This is a genomic window from Actinoplanes sp. NPDC023801, assembly GCF_040639655.1.
Taxonomy (GTDB): Bacteria; Actinomycetota; Actinomycetes; order Mycobacteriales; family Micromonosporaceae; genus Actinoplanes.
Genome location: NZ_JBFAAI010000009.1, coordinates 69,749 through 86,835, shown reverse-complemented (window position 1 = coordinate 86,835; position 17,087 = coordinate 69,749). Strand labels below are relative to the sequence as shown.

At 70.4% G+C, this 17,087-nt stretch carries 13 protein-coding genes; 3 read left to right on the top strand and 10 right to left on the bottom strand.

From position 1 onward, the window contains the following. Nucleotides 1–8: 8 nt before the first annotated feature. Nucleotides 9–479 (bottom strand): DUF4352 domain-containing protein, encoded by a 471-nt coding sequence (locus AB0G04_RS18420; protein ID WP_360983967.1) that lies wholly within the window; start codon nt 477–479, stop codon nt 9–11. 461 nt (nt 480–940) lie between these two features. Here AB0G04_RS18420 and AB0G04_RS18415 point away from each other — a divergent pair, with 461 nt between their 5' ends. Both AB0G04_RS18415 and AB0G04_RS18410 read left to right on the top strand, forming a co-directional pair. Next, the gene (locus tag AB0G04_RS18415) at nt 941–1,297 is read left to right on the top strand and encodes a hypothetical protein (protein ID WP_360983517.1); all 357 of its coding nucleotides are present in this window, start codon (nt 941–943) and stop codon (nt 1,295–1,297) included. Continuing rightward, complete coding sequence (locus AB0G04_RS18410) at nt 1,294–2,859, top strand: GGDEF domain-containing protein (RefSeq protein WP_360983515.1); 1,566 nt, start codon at nt 1,294–1,296, stop codon at nt 2,857–2,859. Before AB0G04_RS18415 ends, AB0G04_RS18410 begins: the two co-directional genes overlap by 4 nt. A 24-nt stretch (nt 2,860–2,883) precedes the next feature. Here the strand turns inward: AB0G04_RS18410 and AB0G04_RS18405 are convergent, their stop codons facing one another. The 7 genes from AB0G04_RS18405 to AB0G04_RS18375 all read right to left on the bottom strand — a co-directional run bounded on the left by AB0G04_RS18405 (nt 2,884) and on the right by AB0G04_RS18375 (nt 14,110). Then, on the bottom strand, nt 2,884–6,552 hold the full coding sequence (locus tag AB0G04_RS18405) for a SpoIIE family protein phosphatase (protein ID WP_360983964.1): 3,669 nt from the start codon (nt 6,550–6,552) through the stop codon (nt 2,884–2,886). A gap of 56 nt (nt 6,553–6,608) precedes the next feature. Beyond that, on the bottom strand, nt 6,609–9,707 hold the full coding sequence (gene lanM / locus AB0G04_RS18400) for a type 2 lanthipeptide synthetase LanM (protein WP_360983513.1): 3,099 nt from the start codon (nt 9,705–9,707) through the stop codon (nt 6,609–6,611). Between the two features lie 5 nt (nt 9,708–9,712). Continuing rightward, the gene (locus AB0G04_RS18395) at nt 9,713–10,381 is read right to left on the bottom strand and encodes a hypothetical protein (RefSeq protein ID WP_360983511.1); all 669 of its coding nucleotides are present in this window, start codon (nt 10,379–10,381) and stop codon (nt 9,713–9,715) included. Beyond that, nucleotides 10,333–10,986: a cation:proton antiporter gene (locus AB0G04_RS18390; protein ID WP_360983509.1), complete on the bottom strand. Its 654-nt coding sequence runs from the start codon at nt 10,984–10,986 to the stop codon at nt 10,333–10,335. The genes AB0G04_RS18395 and AB0G04_RS18390 overlap by 49 nt, the downstream gene beginning before the upstream one ends. Then, nucleotides 10,980–11,426, bottom strand: coding sequence for a hypothetical protein (locus AB0G04_RS18385; protein WP_360983507.1), 447 nt, complete (start codon nt 11,424–11,426; stop codon nt 10,980–10,982). The genes AB0G04_RS18390 and AB0G04_RS18385 overlap by 7 nt, the downstream gene beginning before the upstream one ends. 150 nt (nt 11,427–11,576) lie before the next feature. Next, nucleotides 11,577–13,163, bottom strand: coding sequence for a GGDEF domain-containing protein (locus AB0G04_RS18380; RefSeq protein ID WP_360983505.1), 1,587 nt, complete (start codon nt 13,161–13,163; stop codon nt 11,577–11,579). A gap of 146 nt (nt 13,164–13,309) precedes the next feature. Next, on the bottom strand, nt 13,310–14,110 hold the full coding sequence (locus tag AB0G04_RS18375; protein ID WP_360983502.1) for a PRC and DUF2382 domain-containing protein: 801 nt from the start codon (nt 14,108–14,110) through the stop codon (nt 13,310–13,312). A gap of 362 nt (nt 14,111–14,472) precedes the next feature. Here AB0G04_RS18375 and AB0G04_RS18370 point away from each other — a divergent pair, with 362 nt between their 5' ends. Then, entirely contained in the window at nt 14,473–15,453 is a 981-nt protein-coding gene (locus AB0G04_RS18370; RefSeq protein WP_360983500.1) for a hypothetical protein, read from the top strand. Between the two features lie 151 nt (nt 15,454–15,604). Here AB0G04_RS18370 and AB0G04_RS18365 read toward each other — a convergent pair whose 3' ends face one another. Continuing rightward, entirely contained in the window at nt 15,605–16,141 is a 537-nt protein-coding gene (locus tag AB0G04_RS18365; RefSeq protein ID WP_360983498.1) for a YsnF/AvaK domain-containing protein, read from the bottom strand. Nucleotides 16,142–16,310: 169 nt separating this feature from the next. Next, nucleotides 16,311–17,072, bottom strand: a complete 762-nt coding sequence (locus AB0G04_RS18360) for a PRC and DUF2382 domain-containing protein (RefSeq protein WP_360983496.1) — start codon at nt 17,070–17,072, stop codon at nt 16,311–16,313. Nucleotides 17,073–17,087: the final 15 nt, after the last annotated feature.

Genomic DNA, 17,087 nt, shown 5'->3' with positions numbered 1-17,087 from the left:
GAATCGCTTCATGGCTGACGGCCCAGGGGAACCCTGACTTCGCCGTTGCCCCAGAGATCTCCGATGACGATCGTCGCGTCGGACAGGGTGCTCGACGGGACCTGGAACGCCAGACTGCCGCGGTAGGGCCGTCCGGGACGGACCTGGGCCATGTCAAGCGAATCCACGGTGCCCACGACGGTGCCGTACTCGATCCCGGTCGCGGCGAGAATCTTGGCGGAGTTCTCCAGGAACGTCCGCGGTTCCCGTCCGACGTTGGTGACCACCACACCGACGACTACGAGCACGTCGCCCGATCCTGGCCGGATGTGCTGGCCGCCATCGGTGAGCAGGGAGTCCTTCACCGCGATGCTCTCGACGAGATAGGTCATTCCGGCATTTGTCACCGGTGTCCCTACGCGGCCCGGCACTATCGTGGCGCGTCGGGCCTGATATTCCGCCTTGACCTGATCAGCGACCAGAACCGCTCCTCCGCTCATCGCCGCGCAACCGCCGAGCAGGGCGACCACCGACATCAGAAGCCGGCCGGCAGTGAGCTGCCGGCTCCGCCGCCGTCGGTGACCCATCGCCGTTACCTCCGGCGACGACCCGGAACACATAGCCCGCGGGCCGTGCGGCGAACCGTTGCCGTCCGCCCAGGTGCCGGCCGGCACCCACATAGCCTCATGGTCTGCGCTGATCATCCGGGTCCGCTCCAGGGTCCGCGTCATGGTGTCGGATTTCCTCCGCAGCATCGGCAGCCAGCCGCGCCTGTCAAGGCTTTGTTCAGCCTGCTCACGCGGGTGCCGATACGAACGGAGTGCCTCACATAACGGTTTCACGCAGCGGGGTCGGCCGGCCCTGGCGGCTTCCGTCGGCCGACAACAGGCGCACGGCATGGCTGCCGGTGGCCGCCGGTGGCCGGCTTCCACTGATCGCTGCCGGCGTGCCCGTTGCCGCCATGACGGTGGTCCTGGCCACCGCACTCCCGGCCACCGCATCACCCGCGACGGAGATCCCGCCGTCGACCGGCACCGGGAGCGTTGCCGTCGACTACCTCGCGACCCGCACGGTCGCCGCCGTCTTCGAGGCGGTCGCCGCCAACATCGGGCACCTGGTCGTCCCGCTGCTCGCCCTGCTCGCCATGCAGGTCTTCTTCGCCGTGCAGAACCGGATGGACCGCCGGGACCCGAAACTGGCGGCCGCCCCGCTCACCCGCGACCGGTTCATGTATTTCGACGAGCACGGAACCTCGGCCGCTCCGCTGAGTCCGGTCGGCACCGGCTCCGGCGGAAGACACCGCATCGGTGCCCGATGACGTCGCGATGGAGAGCAGAGGAACTCGCTCCCGTCATCGACCGCTACCACTGGACGCTGGCGTCGCGCGCCCTCGTGACAGTGGTCCTGGCGATCCTCCTGCTCACTGCCGAACGCGACGGTGCCGACCACCTGGCGCTCATAGCCGAGGCCGCCGGCTGGCTGATGCTCACCTATGCCGCTGTCCCGCTGGTACGGCGATGGCGGCGGGTCGCCCTGTTCGCGTTCTCGCTCGGGCTGCTGGGTGACGGCGTCCTGCTCGCCTGGGGCTGGTGGTCGCTGGGTGCGGCGGACGGCAGGATTCCGCTGCTGGTGTGCGCGCATGTTCTGGGTGCCACCCTGCTCGGGTCGTTCCGCACCGGCATCAAACTCGCGCTTTGGCACAGTGTGCTGGCCTTCGCCGTCGTGGAGATGACCGTAGGGTTGCAGCCCCTGTCACCGATGCAACTGTCCGACCTTGCCTGGTACATCGGGGGCCTGTGGTCGGTCACCGTCCTGACCGCCGCCTTCGCTGCGGTCAACGAACGGGAACTGCGGCGGCGCCGGTACGACAGCGAGAAGCTCCGCCTGTTCGGCAGCACACTGACCGGCACCCAGTCTCCGGCGGACGTCGTCCGGCGCCTGGCCGGGTTCGCACGCGACGACATGCTCGTCAACCGGATCGCCGTCGTGGTCTACCCCTTGGGCGGTGAACCCGCGCCCACGGGATTCGGGCTCATCGCGGGGCCGGACGGGGAGCGGGTGCTCAGTGGTCTGCCGCTCGACGCCATGGACGAGTACGTGCGCTCGGCGACAACCGACACTCCGGTACGCCTTCTCCGCCGGATCGATGCCGTCGGCAACCCGGAGCTCGCCGGCTGGCTGCCTGGCGCCCGGAACGTCATTCTTCTGCCGTACGTCATGGACCAACTATGTGGCGTCGTCGCCGTCAGCCACGACCGCTGGCGCCGTCGATCTCCCCGAGTCGAGCGTCGAGTCGTGGTGGCCCTGCACCAGGCCACCATTCAGGCCGGTGTCGCGCTGGGGCGGGAGCTGTTGAACGCCCAGGTGCGCCGCGCCGCCGAACGGGATGCGCTGACCGGCCTGTCGAACCGGGGAACCTTAAACACTCACCTGGCCCGCGCCGTGGCCCAGGCCCGTGCGGGCGGCCCCGGGTTCAGTCTGATCATGGTCGACCTCGATCATTTCAAGTCGCTCAACGACACACATGGGCATCAGACCGGTGACGAGGCGCTGTGCGCAGCAGCCAGAACGCTGCAAGCCCGCTGCGGACCTGCGGATCTCGCGGCCCGGTACGGTGGTGAGGAATTCGCCGTCATCCTCGCCGGCCCGAATCACGAGCAGGCCAGGGCCGTCGCCGAGCAACTCCGGCACGACATCGAACAGACCGCCTCGCCGGTACCGATCACCGCCAGTCTCGGCGTAGCGATGTTTCCCGCACATGCCACCGACGTGCGATCCGTGCTCGCCGCAGCCGACGCGGCCCTCTACCGCGCCAAGGAAGCCGGCCGTAACCGGGTCGCCTATGCGAACTCCGCGGTCTCTGCTCACGAGGCCGCCTGACGACAGCTACGGGCACGGCAGAAGTCACCGGCTCGGGGACTGCCAGCGGCGTTCGATGGTGACGGTGGTCCCGGTGGCGGTCGGGACCACCCGGACGTCACCGTAGGCGCTCATCAGCAGGGCGCCGCGGCCTCGATCACGGACCGCCGGCCGGGCTCGCCACCCTCCGAAGTCACGCACCACGATGAGGACCGTGCCGTCGCGGACCCGCAACTCGACCTCCACTTCGGGCCGGCTGGGCTGCTGTGCGTGTTCCACCGCGTTGTTGACCGCCTCGGTCGCGGCCACCTGCAGGTCGTACAGCAGGTCGGAGTCGATGTTGTGGTCAGCCAGGGCGGTGCGCACGTCCCGGCGCAGCATGCCGGACGCCGACGGGTCCAGCGGGTACGTCCACATGACGTGCAGGTCCGGCACCTCGGCCACGGGTTGTGCGTCCGGAGTCCGGTGTCGGCGCAGGACAAGCGCCGCGATGTCGTCGCGTTGCGGGTCGGGTACGTCGGCCAGCAGGGTGTCGAGCAGCGCGGCAGGGGACGCGCCGGCCGCGTGCAGTTCCTGACTCCGCCGCTGCAGCCGGTCGAGTCCGACGTCGATGGAGGACGGGAAGTCCTCGACCAGGCCGTCGGTGTAGAACAACACCTGGGCGCCGGGCGGCAAGGAGCCGTCGTTCTGCCGGTACGACGCCCGGCGCAGGCCGAGGGGCGGCCCGACGATCCCTTGCATCAGATGGGTGTCCTGCCCCGGGCCGGAATACACCGGGGTGGGATGCCCCGCGCTGCACCAGGCGAAGTCCCCGGTGCCCGGCCGCAGGTGAAGCACGAACAGCGTGGCCATCCTCGGCGTACCGAGGCGCGACATCAGTTCGGCCACCCGGGTGACGACGGTGGCAGGCGCCGCGTCCTCCACCGCGTACGCCCGGACCGCGTTGCGCACCTGGCCGGTCATCACCGCGGCACCCAGCCCGTGGCCGGCCACATCACCGATGCTGAGCACCGCGCCGCCGTCCGGCAGCACCACGACGTCGTACCAGTCGCCTCCGACACGCCCGGCGGCCGGCCGGTAGGCGGCCTGCAGTTCGAAGCCGTCGACGTGGGGCAGATCCTCCGGGAGCAGGCTCTGCTGCAGAGTCAGCGCCAGCTGGCGGTCGTGGTCGAGTTGCCAGCCGGTCTGTGCCAGGGAGGCGAGCATGTTCGCCATCGGCTCGAGCAGGTTCCGGTTCTGATCGCCGGCCCGGCGCGCCGGGTCGGTGAGCACGGTGAGGGTACCGATCTGCTCGCCGTACAGACCGCGGACAACCGCGCGGACCGTGCCGGGCTCCCCGGCGCGTATGCGCTGCGCACCGGAGGTGAACCGCAGCGGGGGACGTTCGTCGTCGCCGGCGACCACGACCTCGGCGGCGACGCCTTCCAACAGGGCCCGCGCCTGCTCGGTGACGGCCTGGAACGCCTCCTCGAGAGCGCGGCCGGACGCTATCACCGCAGCGGTGTCGGCGAACGCGGACAGCTGCCGGGTGTGCACGGCGCGGACCCGCGCCGATCGCAGGGTGTTGCGGACCCGCGCCAGCAGTTCCGCCGCTGTGAACGGCTTGACCACGTAGTCGTCGGCACCGGCCTCCAGGCCCTCGACGCCGGACTCGTCGCCGGCTCGGGCGGACAGCATGACCACCGGCAGCGCCCGGGTGGCCTCGTCGGCCCGTACTGCCCGGACGAGGGCGAAACCGTCCATGCGCGGCATCATCACGTCGGTGAGCAGGAGGTCCGGCGGGAACCGGCGGATCGCCTCCAGCGCCGCACGCCCGTCCGCGGCGAGTTCCACCTGCCAGCCCTGGCCGCTGAGCAGCCGCCGCAGGTAGGCCCGCATGTCGCTGTTGTCGTCCGCGACGAGGATCCGGGCCACGTCCGCCGCCGGCCGCGAGGACTCGGCCGTGGTCTGCGCGGCGTCCAGCCAGCCGGCCGCTTCCCGGGCCGCAACCTGCGCGGCCGACATGTCCGGCAGCGGTTCCGCGGCCGTGGCCGCGACCAGCGGCGCGGTCACCGTGAAAGTGCTGCCGGCACCGGGGGCGCTCTCGACGGTGACATCACCGCCGTGCAGCCGGGCCAGCTCGCGGACCAGTGCCAAGCCGATTCCGCTGCCCTCGTGGCTGCGGGACTGCACCCCTCGGACGCGGTGGAAGCGGTCGAACAGCTGGGGCAGATCCTGCGCGGCGATTCCGATGCCGGTGTCCGCGACGGTCAGCCGTACCGTGGTGGCGTCTACCTCCAGCCGCACCCGGATCTCACCGACGAAGGTGAACTTGAGGGCGTTCGACAGGAGGTTGGTGACGATCTTCTCCCAGTTCAGCGGGTCGACGGCCACCGTGTGCGGCAGCGGTGGGCAGTCCACCACCAGGCGCAGGTCGGCACGTTCGACCGCCGCCCGGAAGACACCGGCGAGCTCGGCGGTGTAGCGGGCGAGGTCGATCGGTCGCGGGTGGTGATCCGCCCGGCCGGCCTCCAGGCTGGAGAATGTCAGCAGATCGTTCACCAGCGACAGCAGCCGGTCGGCGTTGCGCAGGGCGATTTCCATCCGGTCCCGCTGGGCCGGCCCGAGCGGCTCGCCGGTATCGGCAAGGGCGTCGGCCAACGGACCCATCATCAACGTCAACGGGGTACGGAACTCATGGCTCACGTTGGTGAAGAAGTCGGTCTTGACCCGGTCCAGTTCGGCCAGCGCCGCGGCGCGGTCCCGCTCCTGCTGGTACGCCTGGGCGTTGCGCACCGCGACCGCTACCTGCTGTGCGAGGAGCTCGAAGAACGACCGGTACGTCTCGTCCAGGCCCCGGCTGGGGCTGACGCCGGCCAGCAGCACACCCAGCGGCTGGGACCGCTCGGCGGACGGCAACGGAACCGCGACGGCGGTGCGTACCAGGTCGTCCCAGGCGCCACCGGTGATGGTCAGCCGCTCGGTGACCTCGTCGACGTCGACGCTCTCGCCGCCGGCGGCGACGTGCAGGCGCCACCCGTCGTCGGCCGGGGCGACGACGGCCGGCAGCACCCGGTCGGCGTCGCTCACCCCGACGGCTGCGGCGCGGCGCAGCAGGGCGCCGTCGCGCAGATAGATGGCGGCGAACGGTACGTCGATCCGGTGCTCGCCGATCACCGCGCAGAGCTGCGCACAGACCCGCTCGACGTCGGCGCTCCGGCCACCGGCCGGCACGGCGAGGTCACGCAGCAGCCGCAGCCGGCGCTCGCCGACCACCTGCTCGGTGACCTCGCTGCACACGGCGAGAATGCCCACGGTGGCGCCGTCGTCGTCGCGGGCGGGCGCGTGGGAGACGCTGAAGTACGCCTCTTCGCGGTAGCCCGACCGGTCCAGTGCCAGCTGCAGCGCCGGCACCCAGCTGGCCACGCCGGTCGCCGTGGCGTCGACGATCAACGGCTCCAGAACGTCCCAGCCCTCGGCGAGCGTCACGCGGACATCGCCGCCGAGCGCATCCGGATGTTTGTCGCCGATCAGCGCGGAGTAGGCGTCGTTGTAGAGCTGGGTGTAATTCGGTCCCCACAGCAGCAGCATCGGATAGCGGGAGGACAGCACAATCCGGACGGCCGCCCGCATACTCTGCGACCAGGTCTGTACCGGACCGACATCTGTGACCGACCAGTCGAGCTGGCTCATCAGGCGCCCCGTGGCACCGCCGCCGGCGAAGATATCGTCCATCACGGGGTAACGCTACCCACGTGGAACCGGGGAAATGCTGGCAGGGCGAGTGACGGTCAGCCGGCGGGGAGGTCCCACAGGGCGAAGCTCGGGTGGCGGGACGGGTCGCGGGAGCGCAGCAGGCCGTAGGCGATGCCCGGCCAGCCCTGGTAGAGGCCCGGATGACAGACCGCGTTCGTCGATGTGCCGAGGTCGTACGTGCCCGGCTCGCGGGACAGGACCGTGGCAGACAGCAGGGTGCGGGCCTCGTCGGGCAGGCCGGCGGCCAGGAACAGCTCGGATCCGCCGACCGCCCCGCAGCAGAACGTGTCGGTGCCGGTGGTGTGGCGGCGGGTGGCGTCGACGGCCCGGGTGAGGTCGTCACCGATGGAGGACTCGGTCCAGCCCGCGCGGATCAGGCCGGCTCTGGCCAGGCCAATTCCGGGGGCGCCGTGGCACCACGAGACGCCGTGACCTTCGGTGTCCGGGGTGCGCCGCCAGGTTCCGGTGCGGTCGTCGAAGCAGGCCGCCTCGAACCGCAGGGCCCGCTCGACAGCTCGGCTCACGCGGGAGCCGGACGGTGCCGCCTCGGCCAGGGCGTACATGATTCCGGACGCGCCGTGGGAGAAGCCGCTGATGGGCGGGGAACTGGTCGTCTGCCACCCGCCGCTGCCGGGACACTGGGTGGCGAGCAGAGTCTCCGCGCAGACGTCGGCGCAGTCCCGCAGGCGCGGCCAGCCGAACACGTCCGCGGCCCGGGAAGCGGCCACCAGGCCGGACGCGCACCCGAACAGCACGTCGAGATGCCGGTCCTGGCGGATGACCGCGGGGTCGATCGCCGCGACCGCATCGGCGAGTGCGGACGGGACGCCGACACCGCAACGGTGCAGCCACGCCGCCGCGTAGGCCAGTCTGAGCAGCGACAACGCGTGCGCGCTGGGGGTCAGGTCGGAGGCGGCGGCCAGGTGTTCGCTGCTGTGGGTGAGGGCGCGTTCCGCCAGGTCGCCGTGACCCGCCGCGGCGAGGAACACGGCCGTGCCGGCACTGCCGCTGAAGACGCCGTGATCGGCCAGCCGGTAGTCGTATCGTTCGGTCTGGGCGTCGTACGCCAGGGTCAGCCATGCGATGCCGCCGCCCACTTCGACGGCTTCCTGTTCGAGACGCTTCGTGACCGTGCCGACGTGGTCGGTGGCGTCGGCCGGCGGTGTCGTCGCGCGAGCCGGTGCCGTGCCGGTGCCGGGATGCGGGGAGTTGCCGGCGGCGCGGGCCGCGAACGACAGGCGGATCATGCGGCTCTGCAGAGCCAGGTCGGCCGGTGCGAGGGTACGGAGCTTGGAGTCCAGGGCCGCGAGCGGGGTCTCGGCGAACCAGGGTCCGATCAGCTCGTCGCCGTGGTGCAACAGCAGCTCGTCGGATCGTACCGAGAACAGGGGTATGTCTCCCCGGTCCAGCGCCCGTGCCTCCGCCACCACCACCCGGGGCCACAGGGTGGACCGGCTCATCCAGGGCTGGTGCAGGGCCTGCAGTGTGTCCGCGGTCCGGCGGATCCCGGACGTCGCCCGGCGTGGCGCCAGAAGCAGGGCGGCCGTTGCCGCGTAACGCATGGTGGGGCGCAGTACCTGGCGCACCAGGCGTGGCCGGGCGGAACAGAGGCGCAGGAGCAGATCACGGTCGAGGCAGCGGTAGCCGTCGGTGAAACCGGCGATCACCGCGTCCACGTGGTCGGTGGCCGCCACCTCCTCGCCGTCGCACAGCGGGATGCTCGGCGCGGGACCGCCGGTCACCGTCTCCTCGCGCAGGCACAGGCGCATCGTGCCGGGGTTCTCCACGACGAGGCGCTTGGTGACGTGGACGTCGTTGCCGTCGGTGTACGCGCCGATGCCGCTGTAGTCGATCACCCGGTCGTCCCATGCGGCCCAGTGCGGCAGGAGCCCGGTCGACGCCACCGAGTGACCCTGCAGGTAGGTCCAGCCCTGGGTGGCGGCGAACAGGCTGGTCCCGGGGAGTTCGGTCACGGCGGTGGGGGCGTCCAGCAGCGTCTCCAGGTCGACGATGACCGGATGCCCGTGGGCGGGGACCAGGTTCTCCAGGTGCCCGTCGGTGCCGTTGACCGCGTAGCTCAGGGCCAGGACCGCGCCCAGTTCCCGGTGGTACGGCTCGACCCGGGGACGTTCCAAAGGGGTCCGGGGAGCTTCGGCGACATATCCGTATCCGCGGCGGACCAGTAGGGGTGCGGCGGCCAGAGCGCGATGGTACGGGCCTCCGGTCAGTTCGCCGAGCAGGTCCAGCCACAGGGCTTCGCCGTCGATCGAGCGCGGCTTGTAGTAGAAGTGCCGGCCGGCGGCGGTCAGGCGTACCACCTGGCGCCCGTGATGGTGCAGGTCGGACAGGCCGAACACCGCGTCGTCCAGAGCGGCGCACGGGTCGAACCGGAACGTCGCCGCGAGCCGCGCCCAATCCTCGTCCAGCCGGTCGAACAACTCCGACATCGCCGCGGACCAGCCCGCGATCCGCTCCCCCACCAGCCGGAACAGCACCGGATAGTCGGCCGCGACGGCACGGCCGCGCCCGTCACGGAACTCGAGGAGCCAGCGCCGATAGGCGTCCTCGCCGTCGCCGCCGAGGAACCGGGGCGCCGACTCCGCCCGGTACGCCTGGAAATCCGCGGCAAGCAGGTCCTGGAGCATTTTTCCGAGGTCGTGCCAGAGCGTCACCCGGGACCGGGCGAGAGCCTCGGCGAAGCCGGACCGGTCCGGCACCGTCACCCGCCGGGACGCCTCCCGCACCATCGGCGCGGAGATCTCCGGGAACAGGGGCAGCGTCGTCTCCGGTGACGGCGTGAGGACGCGCGGTGGCGTGCTTTCGAGTACGTCCAGCGCGTTGCGGGCGCACCAGGCCCAGGGCAGTGCAGCGACGTGGCGGGCCACGCATGCCGTTGCCGCCGGTTCGCCCGTCGCCAGGACCGCCGCGATCCCCCGCTCGGAGACACCGGCATGGGTCAGCCACCGCTTGGCGGGTTCGGTGCCGCCGAGCGCGTCGATCACCGCGGCCAGCTCCCCGGGTCCGGCGCCGAGCCCGCAGGCCGGTCGGCAGTCGCAGTGCTCCAGCGCGTCCAGGCGTTCCCACAGTGATGCTCCGGCCGTCAGCCATCGACCGGTGCGCGCGTCCACCGTCACGCCGGTCACTCGTCGAGCAGGTCCGAGGTCTTCTGCACCGAGGCCGACGGCCCGGTGGTGGGACCCTTCTGGATGGTGCAGAAGGCACCGGTATCGGTATTCGAGATGGTGCATGGGCACTGATGGGTGAACGTACAGTCGGCCGGGCAGATGTCGGCGATCGTGACGTCCTCCGGGCACAGGTCGACCGTGACGCCCTTGGGACAGAGCTTGATCCTCTGATTGTCGGGGCGGTCCTTGTCCGAGCTGATCGCACCGAACTCGTTCCACGGGATCACCAGCACCCGCTGGTCCTCGCGCTCGATCCGGACGACGACGTCGATGTCCGGATCGATGTCGACATCGAAGAGCTCCTCGAGTTTCGCCTTGGGCGCGCGGACGAACCGCTCGAGGGCCTCGGTGCCGGCCGTGTCCACGAAGGTGAACAGTGGCTGAAGTACCGTTTGGGCCTCTCGTTCGGACCGCGAGACGGGCACCCGGAGGAACCGTTTCGTCGCGGTCTCCTCGACGACGTCGAAGTCGATGGCCGGCACGGGCTCACCGGCCCGGGCCAGCTCGGTCCGCATCACCTCGTCCGGGTTCTCCAGAAGCGTCCGCTTGTACTCGGCGTCGCCGATCGCCCGGGTCAGTACCCGTCGCACCACCTGGCTCGCCACCGGAACGTCTCCGGCCATGTCCACCGCCTCCTCCGAACGTTGCCCCCGCGCGGCCCAGCGTAGGGACCGATAGAACATGATCGATACGTACGTCCGGGCGGACAGGTCACCCGGTCGGCTCGACCCGGCGGCATGATTCGCTTACCGGTTGCCCTCAGCGTCGTGGCGTGGCATTGGCACGCTCTTGCCGGCCGCCAGCCCGCATGTCGGCAGATGGTCGTGGACCGAACCATCCGATGAACGCCCGTCTGCTCGACGTAGAAGACCTCCTTGGCACCGCCACGGCCGGCGAAATGGCCGAAAGCCAGGCCCGCGCCGAACGCGGCGACGAAGCCGTTGCCGCCGAGCCACAGCGTTCCGGTGTAGGAGGCCAGTGCGAGGGCGAGCACGGCCGGCCCGGCGAAGTCCTCGGACGCCCATCCGCGCCGGCGGGCGATCCGCATGCCGTGGCCGCCGAGCAGGCCGGCGACAGTCCCGGTCGCGACGCCGACGGCGAGATCGATCACGGCGCCGCCCAGGCTCGCCGCGCCCTGCACGGCCTCGGCCGCGGCGGCACCGGCGATGGCGATGGTCACCACCGGGGTGACTATGCCGTCGTTGAGTCCGCTCTCGACGTTCAGCACCCTTCTGCGGTACGGCGGGGTTGCTCATCACCGCGGCACCCAGCGCCGCGTCGGTCGGCGCGAGGGCGGCGCCGATCAGCAGCGCGAGCCACACACCGAGCCCGTCGAAGAGCAACGCGGCCAGCAGCGCTCCCCCCGGCGATGGTCAGCGGCAGCCCGACGGCAAGCAGCCGGGTGTACAGGCCGAGGTCGGCGCGTACCTCCCGGGGCCCGACCCGGGAGGCATCGGCGAACAGGACCCAGACGAGGGTGACCTCGGCGAGCAGCTTGACGATCTCCTGCGTCACCTCCGGGTCGACGACATGGGCGCCGTCAGCGAACAGCAGTCCGAGCAGGACGAAGACGATCGGGGCGCTCAGGTCTGCCCGGCTGAGCTGGGCCGAGACCAGACCCCAGCCGAACACGGCAAGCATGACCAGGGTGACGGCAGCCCCATGCATGATCAACTCCTTGCCGGCGTACGGCTGGACGCAAGGTGCTGTGCGTCGCGGGCACACCGGAGCCGATGTTGCCGGTACGGCTTCCCGACGGCACCACCCGCACGGGGTGAGAGACCGCCGAACAACGGCGTGAACCAACCTCCGCCGGGGTTACGGCGCCGTGATCGCTCGCCGGCGGTCCTCACCGGGCTGCGGACCGTCGTGCCCGGCGGCTTCGCTGGTGCCCTGTCCTTCGTCGACCGGGTCCGCACCGTCGCGGTGGCTCTCGACCGCAGTGGCGTAGCTCCGTACCACGCCCTTGCCGGCCGCCTTGGCCTCGTACAGGGCGGCGTCGGCCTGTTCCACCAGCTCGAGCGGCTGATACCGGCCGCCGGGGCCCACGGTCGCGCCGACGCTGCCGCGTGCGGTGAGCAGGGTGCCGCCCACGTCGATCGGCTCGGTGAGCTGTTCCAGCACACGGGCGCCGATGTCCGTCGCGTCGTCGGGGTGATTCAGGTGGGGCAACAGCACCACGAACTCGTCGCCGCCGAGGCGGGCCACCGTGTCGCCGCCGCGTACGCCCGCACGGAGCCGTGCCGCCACACCGACGAGCAAGGCGTCTCCGGCACCGTGCCCGTAGGTGTCGTTGACGGCCTTGAAACCGTCGAGGTCGATCAGCAGGACGCCGGTCAGGCCGTCGGGGCCGGCCGTCGCCAGCGCCGCGTGCGCCTGTTGCTGGAAGCCGGCGCGGTTCACCAAGCCGGTCAGCGAGTCGTGGGAGGCCTGGTGGGCCAGCTCAGCGCGCTGGCATCGCAGGTCGTCGGCGAGCCGTTGGATGACGCGCACGTTGAGGAACTGGCGGACCAGCACGAGACTGGCGGTGGACAGCAGCAACCAGAACAGGACGACGGTGACGTTGCCGGTGCGGATGAAGTGCCAGGCCGCGGCGCCGAAGGCGAGACTGACCGGCAGGTACGGCAGCAGCGCCCACCTCCCGTCCTGGCGCGTCCGGCCGGTGAAGGTCTGCGCCGGCAGCGGCGCCCAGCTGGCAAGTGCGGTCAGCAGGCCCGCGATGACGTAACCCGCGCCGACCCCGGTGGCGTACCAGGGCAGTTCCTGGGCGAGGTTGTGCACCGCGAGCAGCATCGTCGCCGCGAACGCCATCAGTGCCGCCGCGAGCAGGCTCAACGCCACATCACCGCGGCTGGACAGGCTGCGGGAGAGCAGAACGACCGCGTACGCCGCACCGATCAGCTCGGGAAGAACGACGAGGACGATGAGCGGGCCGGTGCCCTCCGGAAGGCGCGCATAGGCCGGGCCGAGAACGAACTCCCAGGCAAGGAAGAACAGTGCGCCGGCAACCGTGGCGACGTCGAGAAGCCGGGGCAGCCGGCTGACGAGATCGCCCCTGGCCGCGGCGCCGAGTATCACCAGCGCGATCGGTGAGCAGATCGCTGCGCCCACCGCGAGTATTTCGTCAAGCATCGTTTCGGTCGACGTGAAGACGTCCGCCGTGTCGATCAGGCTGGACAGCGACCAGAAGCCGGCGGCGACGGCGGCCAGCCACCACGCACGACGCCGCCGCCCCTGGGACAGTCTGGCCTGCCTGACGTGACCCAGCGTGGTGACCAGTGCGATCAACGCGAGGAGAAGGTTGTCGAACACGACGGCGGTGCGGGACTCCAGGAGCGGCACAAGACCCTGCACGGCCAAGCCGGCGGCGATCGCCCCGGCTACCCAAATCCCTACTCGTTGCATGTGCCTGCCCTCCAGCAGGCATCATCGGCTCTCCGGCGAAGGACTTGAGCGGTAACCGATCCGGCAGAGGCGACGGTCACGAGGGACACACCGGTGCCCCGCCTCCAGGAAGGCGGGGCACCGACAGGTCCGACGGGGGTTCAGTTTCAGCTGATGGTGCGGCGGCCGTCCTCGTCGGGCAGGTCAGCCTCGATGCGCTCCTTGCGGACTTCGCCACCGACGGTCTGCTGCTCGGTGACGGTCTCCTTGCCGAGCTTGACCCGCTCCACCGGGACGGTCTCGGTGGTCAGCACCGGCCGCTCGGCATGCAGGGTCACCTCGTGCTCCGACTCGGTGAGATCCGGGCCGGTGTACGCGGCGTCGCGGTTGGCGCCGGTGATCGGCTCGCGCTCGAGCCGCACCTCTTCGCGGGTCACCGGAACCGACACCTGCTGCTGCTCGGACACCACGTACTTGCGCAGCCGGGCCCGGCCGGTCTGCTCACGCTCGGTGCCGACGTTGAGTCGCTCCTCCGAACGGGTCATGGCGTCGCCGGTCAGGCCCTCGGTCTCCCGGCCGGCGGTCGTCGTGGTGCCGGTGTAGGAGGCGTCCGCCGTAGCGGCGCCGTCCTGGTAGGACCGGTAGGTCTCGTCCCAGTTGATGTTGTAGTGCTGGTAGAGGCGGTCGACCTCGTCCTGGTTCAACGGCTCGTCATGGTCGGCGTCGACGTTGGGGGCGTCCTTGACCGTGGCCTTGTCGAACGGCACCACGAGGTGGTCGCCGCGCAGATCGGCGTTCTGCAGCGGGAACAGCGACTCGTTCATGCCGAACAGTCCGGTCCGGACACTCGCCCACGTCGGCTTGCCGGCGCCGTCGGTCCATACCGCACCGATTGTGCCGATCTTGTCGCCGTCGTTGTCGACGACCTCGAGGCCGCGAAGCGAACCGAACTTCTCCTGCGTGATCATGGGGGATCTCCCTTTTCTTCGGGGGGTCAACGGCTACGACGTGTTTGCTACCCCTCGATAGCGGACCCATTCACGACAGATGTCACCACATTGAGTGGCCAACATCGCGTTTCAGCTGGTCAAGGGGACGGCGTCGGAGGATTCCGGCCATTGCCTCCAAATTCTGCACACCGGCGAGAGTCCATTTCTCCCGCCGTTTCACCCGGCTCGGCACGGGTATTCCGGGTATCGGTTCTGATCCGGGTAAATGCCACGGTGACGCCACCGGACTCTCGACGGTCCGCGCGGCCGGCGCTCAGGGCGGAGGCCGGTGCAGGTGATGCCGGTACGCGGCCGGGGCACGGTCCGGCACGATCTAGTTCATGATCGTGTTGTTCGACGCTGACGTGCCGGTGCACTACGGGTTCATGTTCCTGACCTGCGGTGACGAGCACCCGGACCTGGGTGGCACGTGGGCGGGTCAGCAGAACGGGCTCGCCGGCGCCGCGGTCCCCGGCGTCCTGTCGATGATCACCGGGTTGCACACCGGCCGGGTGCCGCTGCGTATCGAGTGGCACGCGACGGCACCGGAACTCGGCGCCGGCTGGGAGGAGATCGTCGACGTGCCGTTCACGCCGCCGTCGGTGGACATGTGCGTCCGGTCGTTCCAGGACTCGTTCGACGTCCGGATACCCGGCACCGGCCTGCTACGCGCGCGGTACTGCGCCGCCGGGATGGACGCCGCCCGGGATGCTGACACTGTCATGTCCGGAGAACCGACCGTGGACCGGTATCTGGTGCAGCTGTGGCCCGACGATGAGGCGGCGGAGACGATCGTGCGGCAGACCAGCGCTATCGCCGCGTACTGGCACGGTGCCGCCCGGGAAACACCACCGGCGGCCGCGCACACCGGCGACGAAACCGGCGAGAACGGCGACGACGGCGATCACGACGGCTGGGACGAAGGCGGCGAGGAAGACTGGTACGACGCCTGGGCGTGGGGCGACCGGCCGCCGTCGGATCGGCTGCGGCAGGTACGCGGGAACGTGCTGGCTGTGGCCCAGCATCACCGGGACCTGCTGGACGTCTTCGACGGATGGGATCCCGCGGTGCAGCAGGCCGCAGCGCGGTGGCTGGCCCGCCGAGCTTTCGAAGTCGCCGGGATGGACGAGATCGGCTGGGTTCGTCCCGCGCTGACCGCCATGGACCGCGGTGAGCCCCTACCGGAACCGTTCACTTCCCCGGAAGCGGTGTTCCCGCTGCTGTGGACCGGGTTCGACGGGTCCGGGCCGGTGCCGTTCGAGGCGTCGCAGGGAGCCAGGCACCGGCCGTCGTTCGCGTTCCGGCGCTCTTCGCCGCAGTGAACGACGATCCGCTGGAGGCGGTCCTCGACGCGTTCAGCCACGCGGAGGCGACGTGCGACGGTCGGGCAGACGACCTGCTCACCGGCCTTCGCAGCCGATTCCCGTTCCCGGACTGACCGGCGGCCACCCGGGCCGGCGGGATCTTGCCGGCTCAGATGAGGGGCTTGGGCGGCTCGCCGGGAAGTTCCGCCTCGATCTTCTCCTTGCGCAACTCCCCCGAGACGACGTGGTCGTCGGTCTCGACCACCTTCGTGAGCCGGATCCGTTCCACAGGCACAATCTCGGTGGTGACGACCGGCCGCTCCTCGTGCAGGGTCATCTCGAAGACAACTCCCCCGTCCTTGCCGGCGAACACCTCCGCGGGCCCGAAGACATCCGGATCCGGTACGGCCTGCTGGTCGCTCTCCGCGATCGGTTCACGTTCCAGCCGGATGCCCTCACGACGTACCTGCACGGTGATCTGGACGTCCTCGGTGACCACGAACTTCCGCAGCCGGGCCCGGCCGGTCTCCCACACCTCGGTGCTGACCAGCAGCTGCTCCTCCGAACGCGTCATCGCGTCGTCGGTACCGGCCAGGACCGAGATCAGCTCCTGACGATCCATGTGATCGGCATCGGGCACGCCACGGCCCCGCGCGCTCTCACGCAGTTGGTCGTTCGTCATCGCGCCGAACTCGGTGCTGGTCACGGTACCTCCGGTAGTTCATCGTGTGTCGCTCTGACGTACCCACGGACTGCCGTGGCTATCCTGCGAGCCGTAGCCGTTCGGGGGAACCTTCGCCACGCGTGGTGGGCTCCGGCGCGGCGGAGCCACCGCTCCGCCCGGCCGGGATATCACCTGACCGGTGAACCGCCCGTCAGCCGATGGCGCGGCGGCCCCCGTCGGGCAGGTCGGCCTCGATGTGCTCCTTGCGGACCTGTCCCCCCACGGTCTGCTCCTCGGTGACCGTCTCCTTGGCGAGGCGTACCCGTTCCACCGCCTCCACCTGCGTCTCGACGACGGGGCGTTCGGCGTACAACCGCACCTCGTGCTCGGATTCGGTGATGTCCGGGCCGTCCAGGGCGCGGGCCCGGTTGGCCTCGGTGATCGGCTCCCGGTCGATCCGGACCTCCTCATGGCTCACCGGCACCGTGACCTGTGCCTTCTCGGCCACCACGTACTTGCGCAGCCGGGCCCGGCCGACCTGTTCGGTCTCGGTGTCGACGGTGAGCCGTTCCTCCGACCGCGTCATGGCGTCGTCACGGAGGCCGTCACCGTCCTCACGGACGTATCCCCCGCCCCGGTACGCCTGGTGTTCGTCGGACCAGTTCATCGAGTAGTGCTCGTACAGCCGCGTCACCTCGTCGCTCGTCAAGGGCTCGTCGGATTCGGCGTCGATGTCGGGGGCGTTCTTGATGTGCGCCTTCTCGAACGGCACCACCACCCGGTCGCCCCGCAGTTCCGCGCCCCGCAACGGCACCAGCGACTCCCTCAGCCCGAACCAGCCGGTCCGGACACTGGCCCACGCCGGGTTGCCGCTGCCGTCGGTCCACACCGCGCCGATGCTGCCGACCTTGTCGTCGGTGCGGTCGTACACGTCATATCCGTACAGCGAATCGATGTTGTCGTGCGTGATCATGGGGCCTCCATCACG

Excerpts from the sequence above, each read along its gene's own strand:
- AB0G04_RS18420 (WP_360983967.1), bottom strand. The coding sequence starts at position 479 with ATGAGCGGAGGAGCGGTTCTGGTCGCTGATCAGGTCAAGGCGGAATAT.
- AB0G04_RS18415 (WP_360983517.1), top strand. The coding sequence starts at position 941 with ATGACGGTGGTCCTGGCCACCGCACTCCCGGCCACCGCATCACCCGCG.
- AB0G04_RS18410 (WP_360983515.1), top strand. The coding sequence starts at position 1,294 with ATGACGTCGCGATGGAGAGCAGAGGAACTCGCTCCCGTCATCGACCGC.
- AB0G04_RS18405 (WP_360983964.1), bottom strand. The coding sequence starts at position 6,552 with ATGGACGATATCTTCGCCGGCGGCGGTGCCACGGGGCGCCTGATGAGC.
- AB0G04_RS18395 (WP_360983511.1), bottom strand. The coding sequence starts at position 10,381 with ATGGCCGGAGACGTTCCGGTGGCGAGCCAGGTGGTGCGACGGGTACTG.
- AB0G04_RS18385 (WP_360983507.1), bottom strand. The coding sequence starts at position 11,426 with ATGCATGGGGCTGCCGTCACCCTGGTCATGCTTGCCGTGTTCGGCTGG.
- AB0G04_RS18380 (WP_360983505.1), bottom strand. The coding sequence starts at position 13,163 with ATGCAACGAGTAGGGATTTGGGTAGCCGGGGCGATCGCCGCCGGCTTG.
- AB0G04_RS18375 (WP_360983502.1), bottom strand. The coding sequence starts at position 14,110 with ATGATCACGCAGGAGAAGTTCGGTTCGCTTCGCGGCCTCGAGGTCGTC.
- AB0G04_RS18370 (WP_360983500.1), top strand. The coding sequence starts at position 14,473 with ATGATCGTGTTGTTCGACGCTGACGTGCCGGTGCACTACGGGTTCATG.
- AB0G04_RS18360 (WP_360983496.1), bottom strand. The coding sequence starts at position 17,072 with ATGATCACGCACGACAACATCGATTCGCTGTACGGATATGACGTGTAC.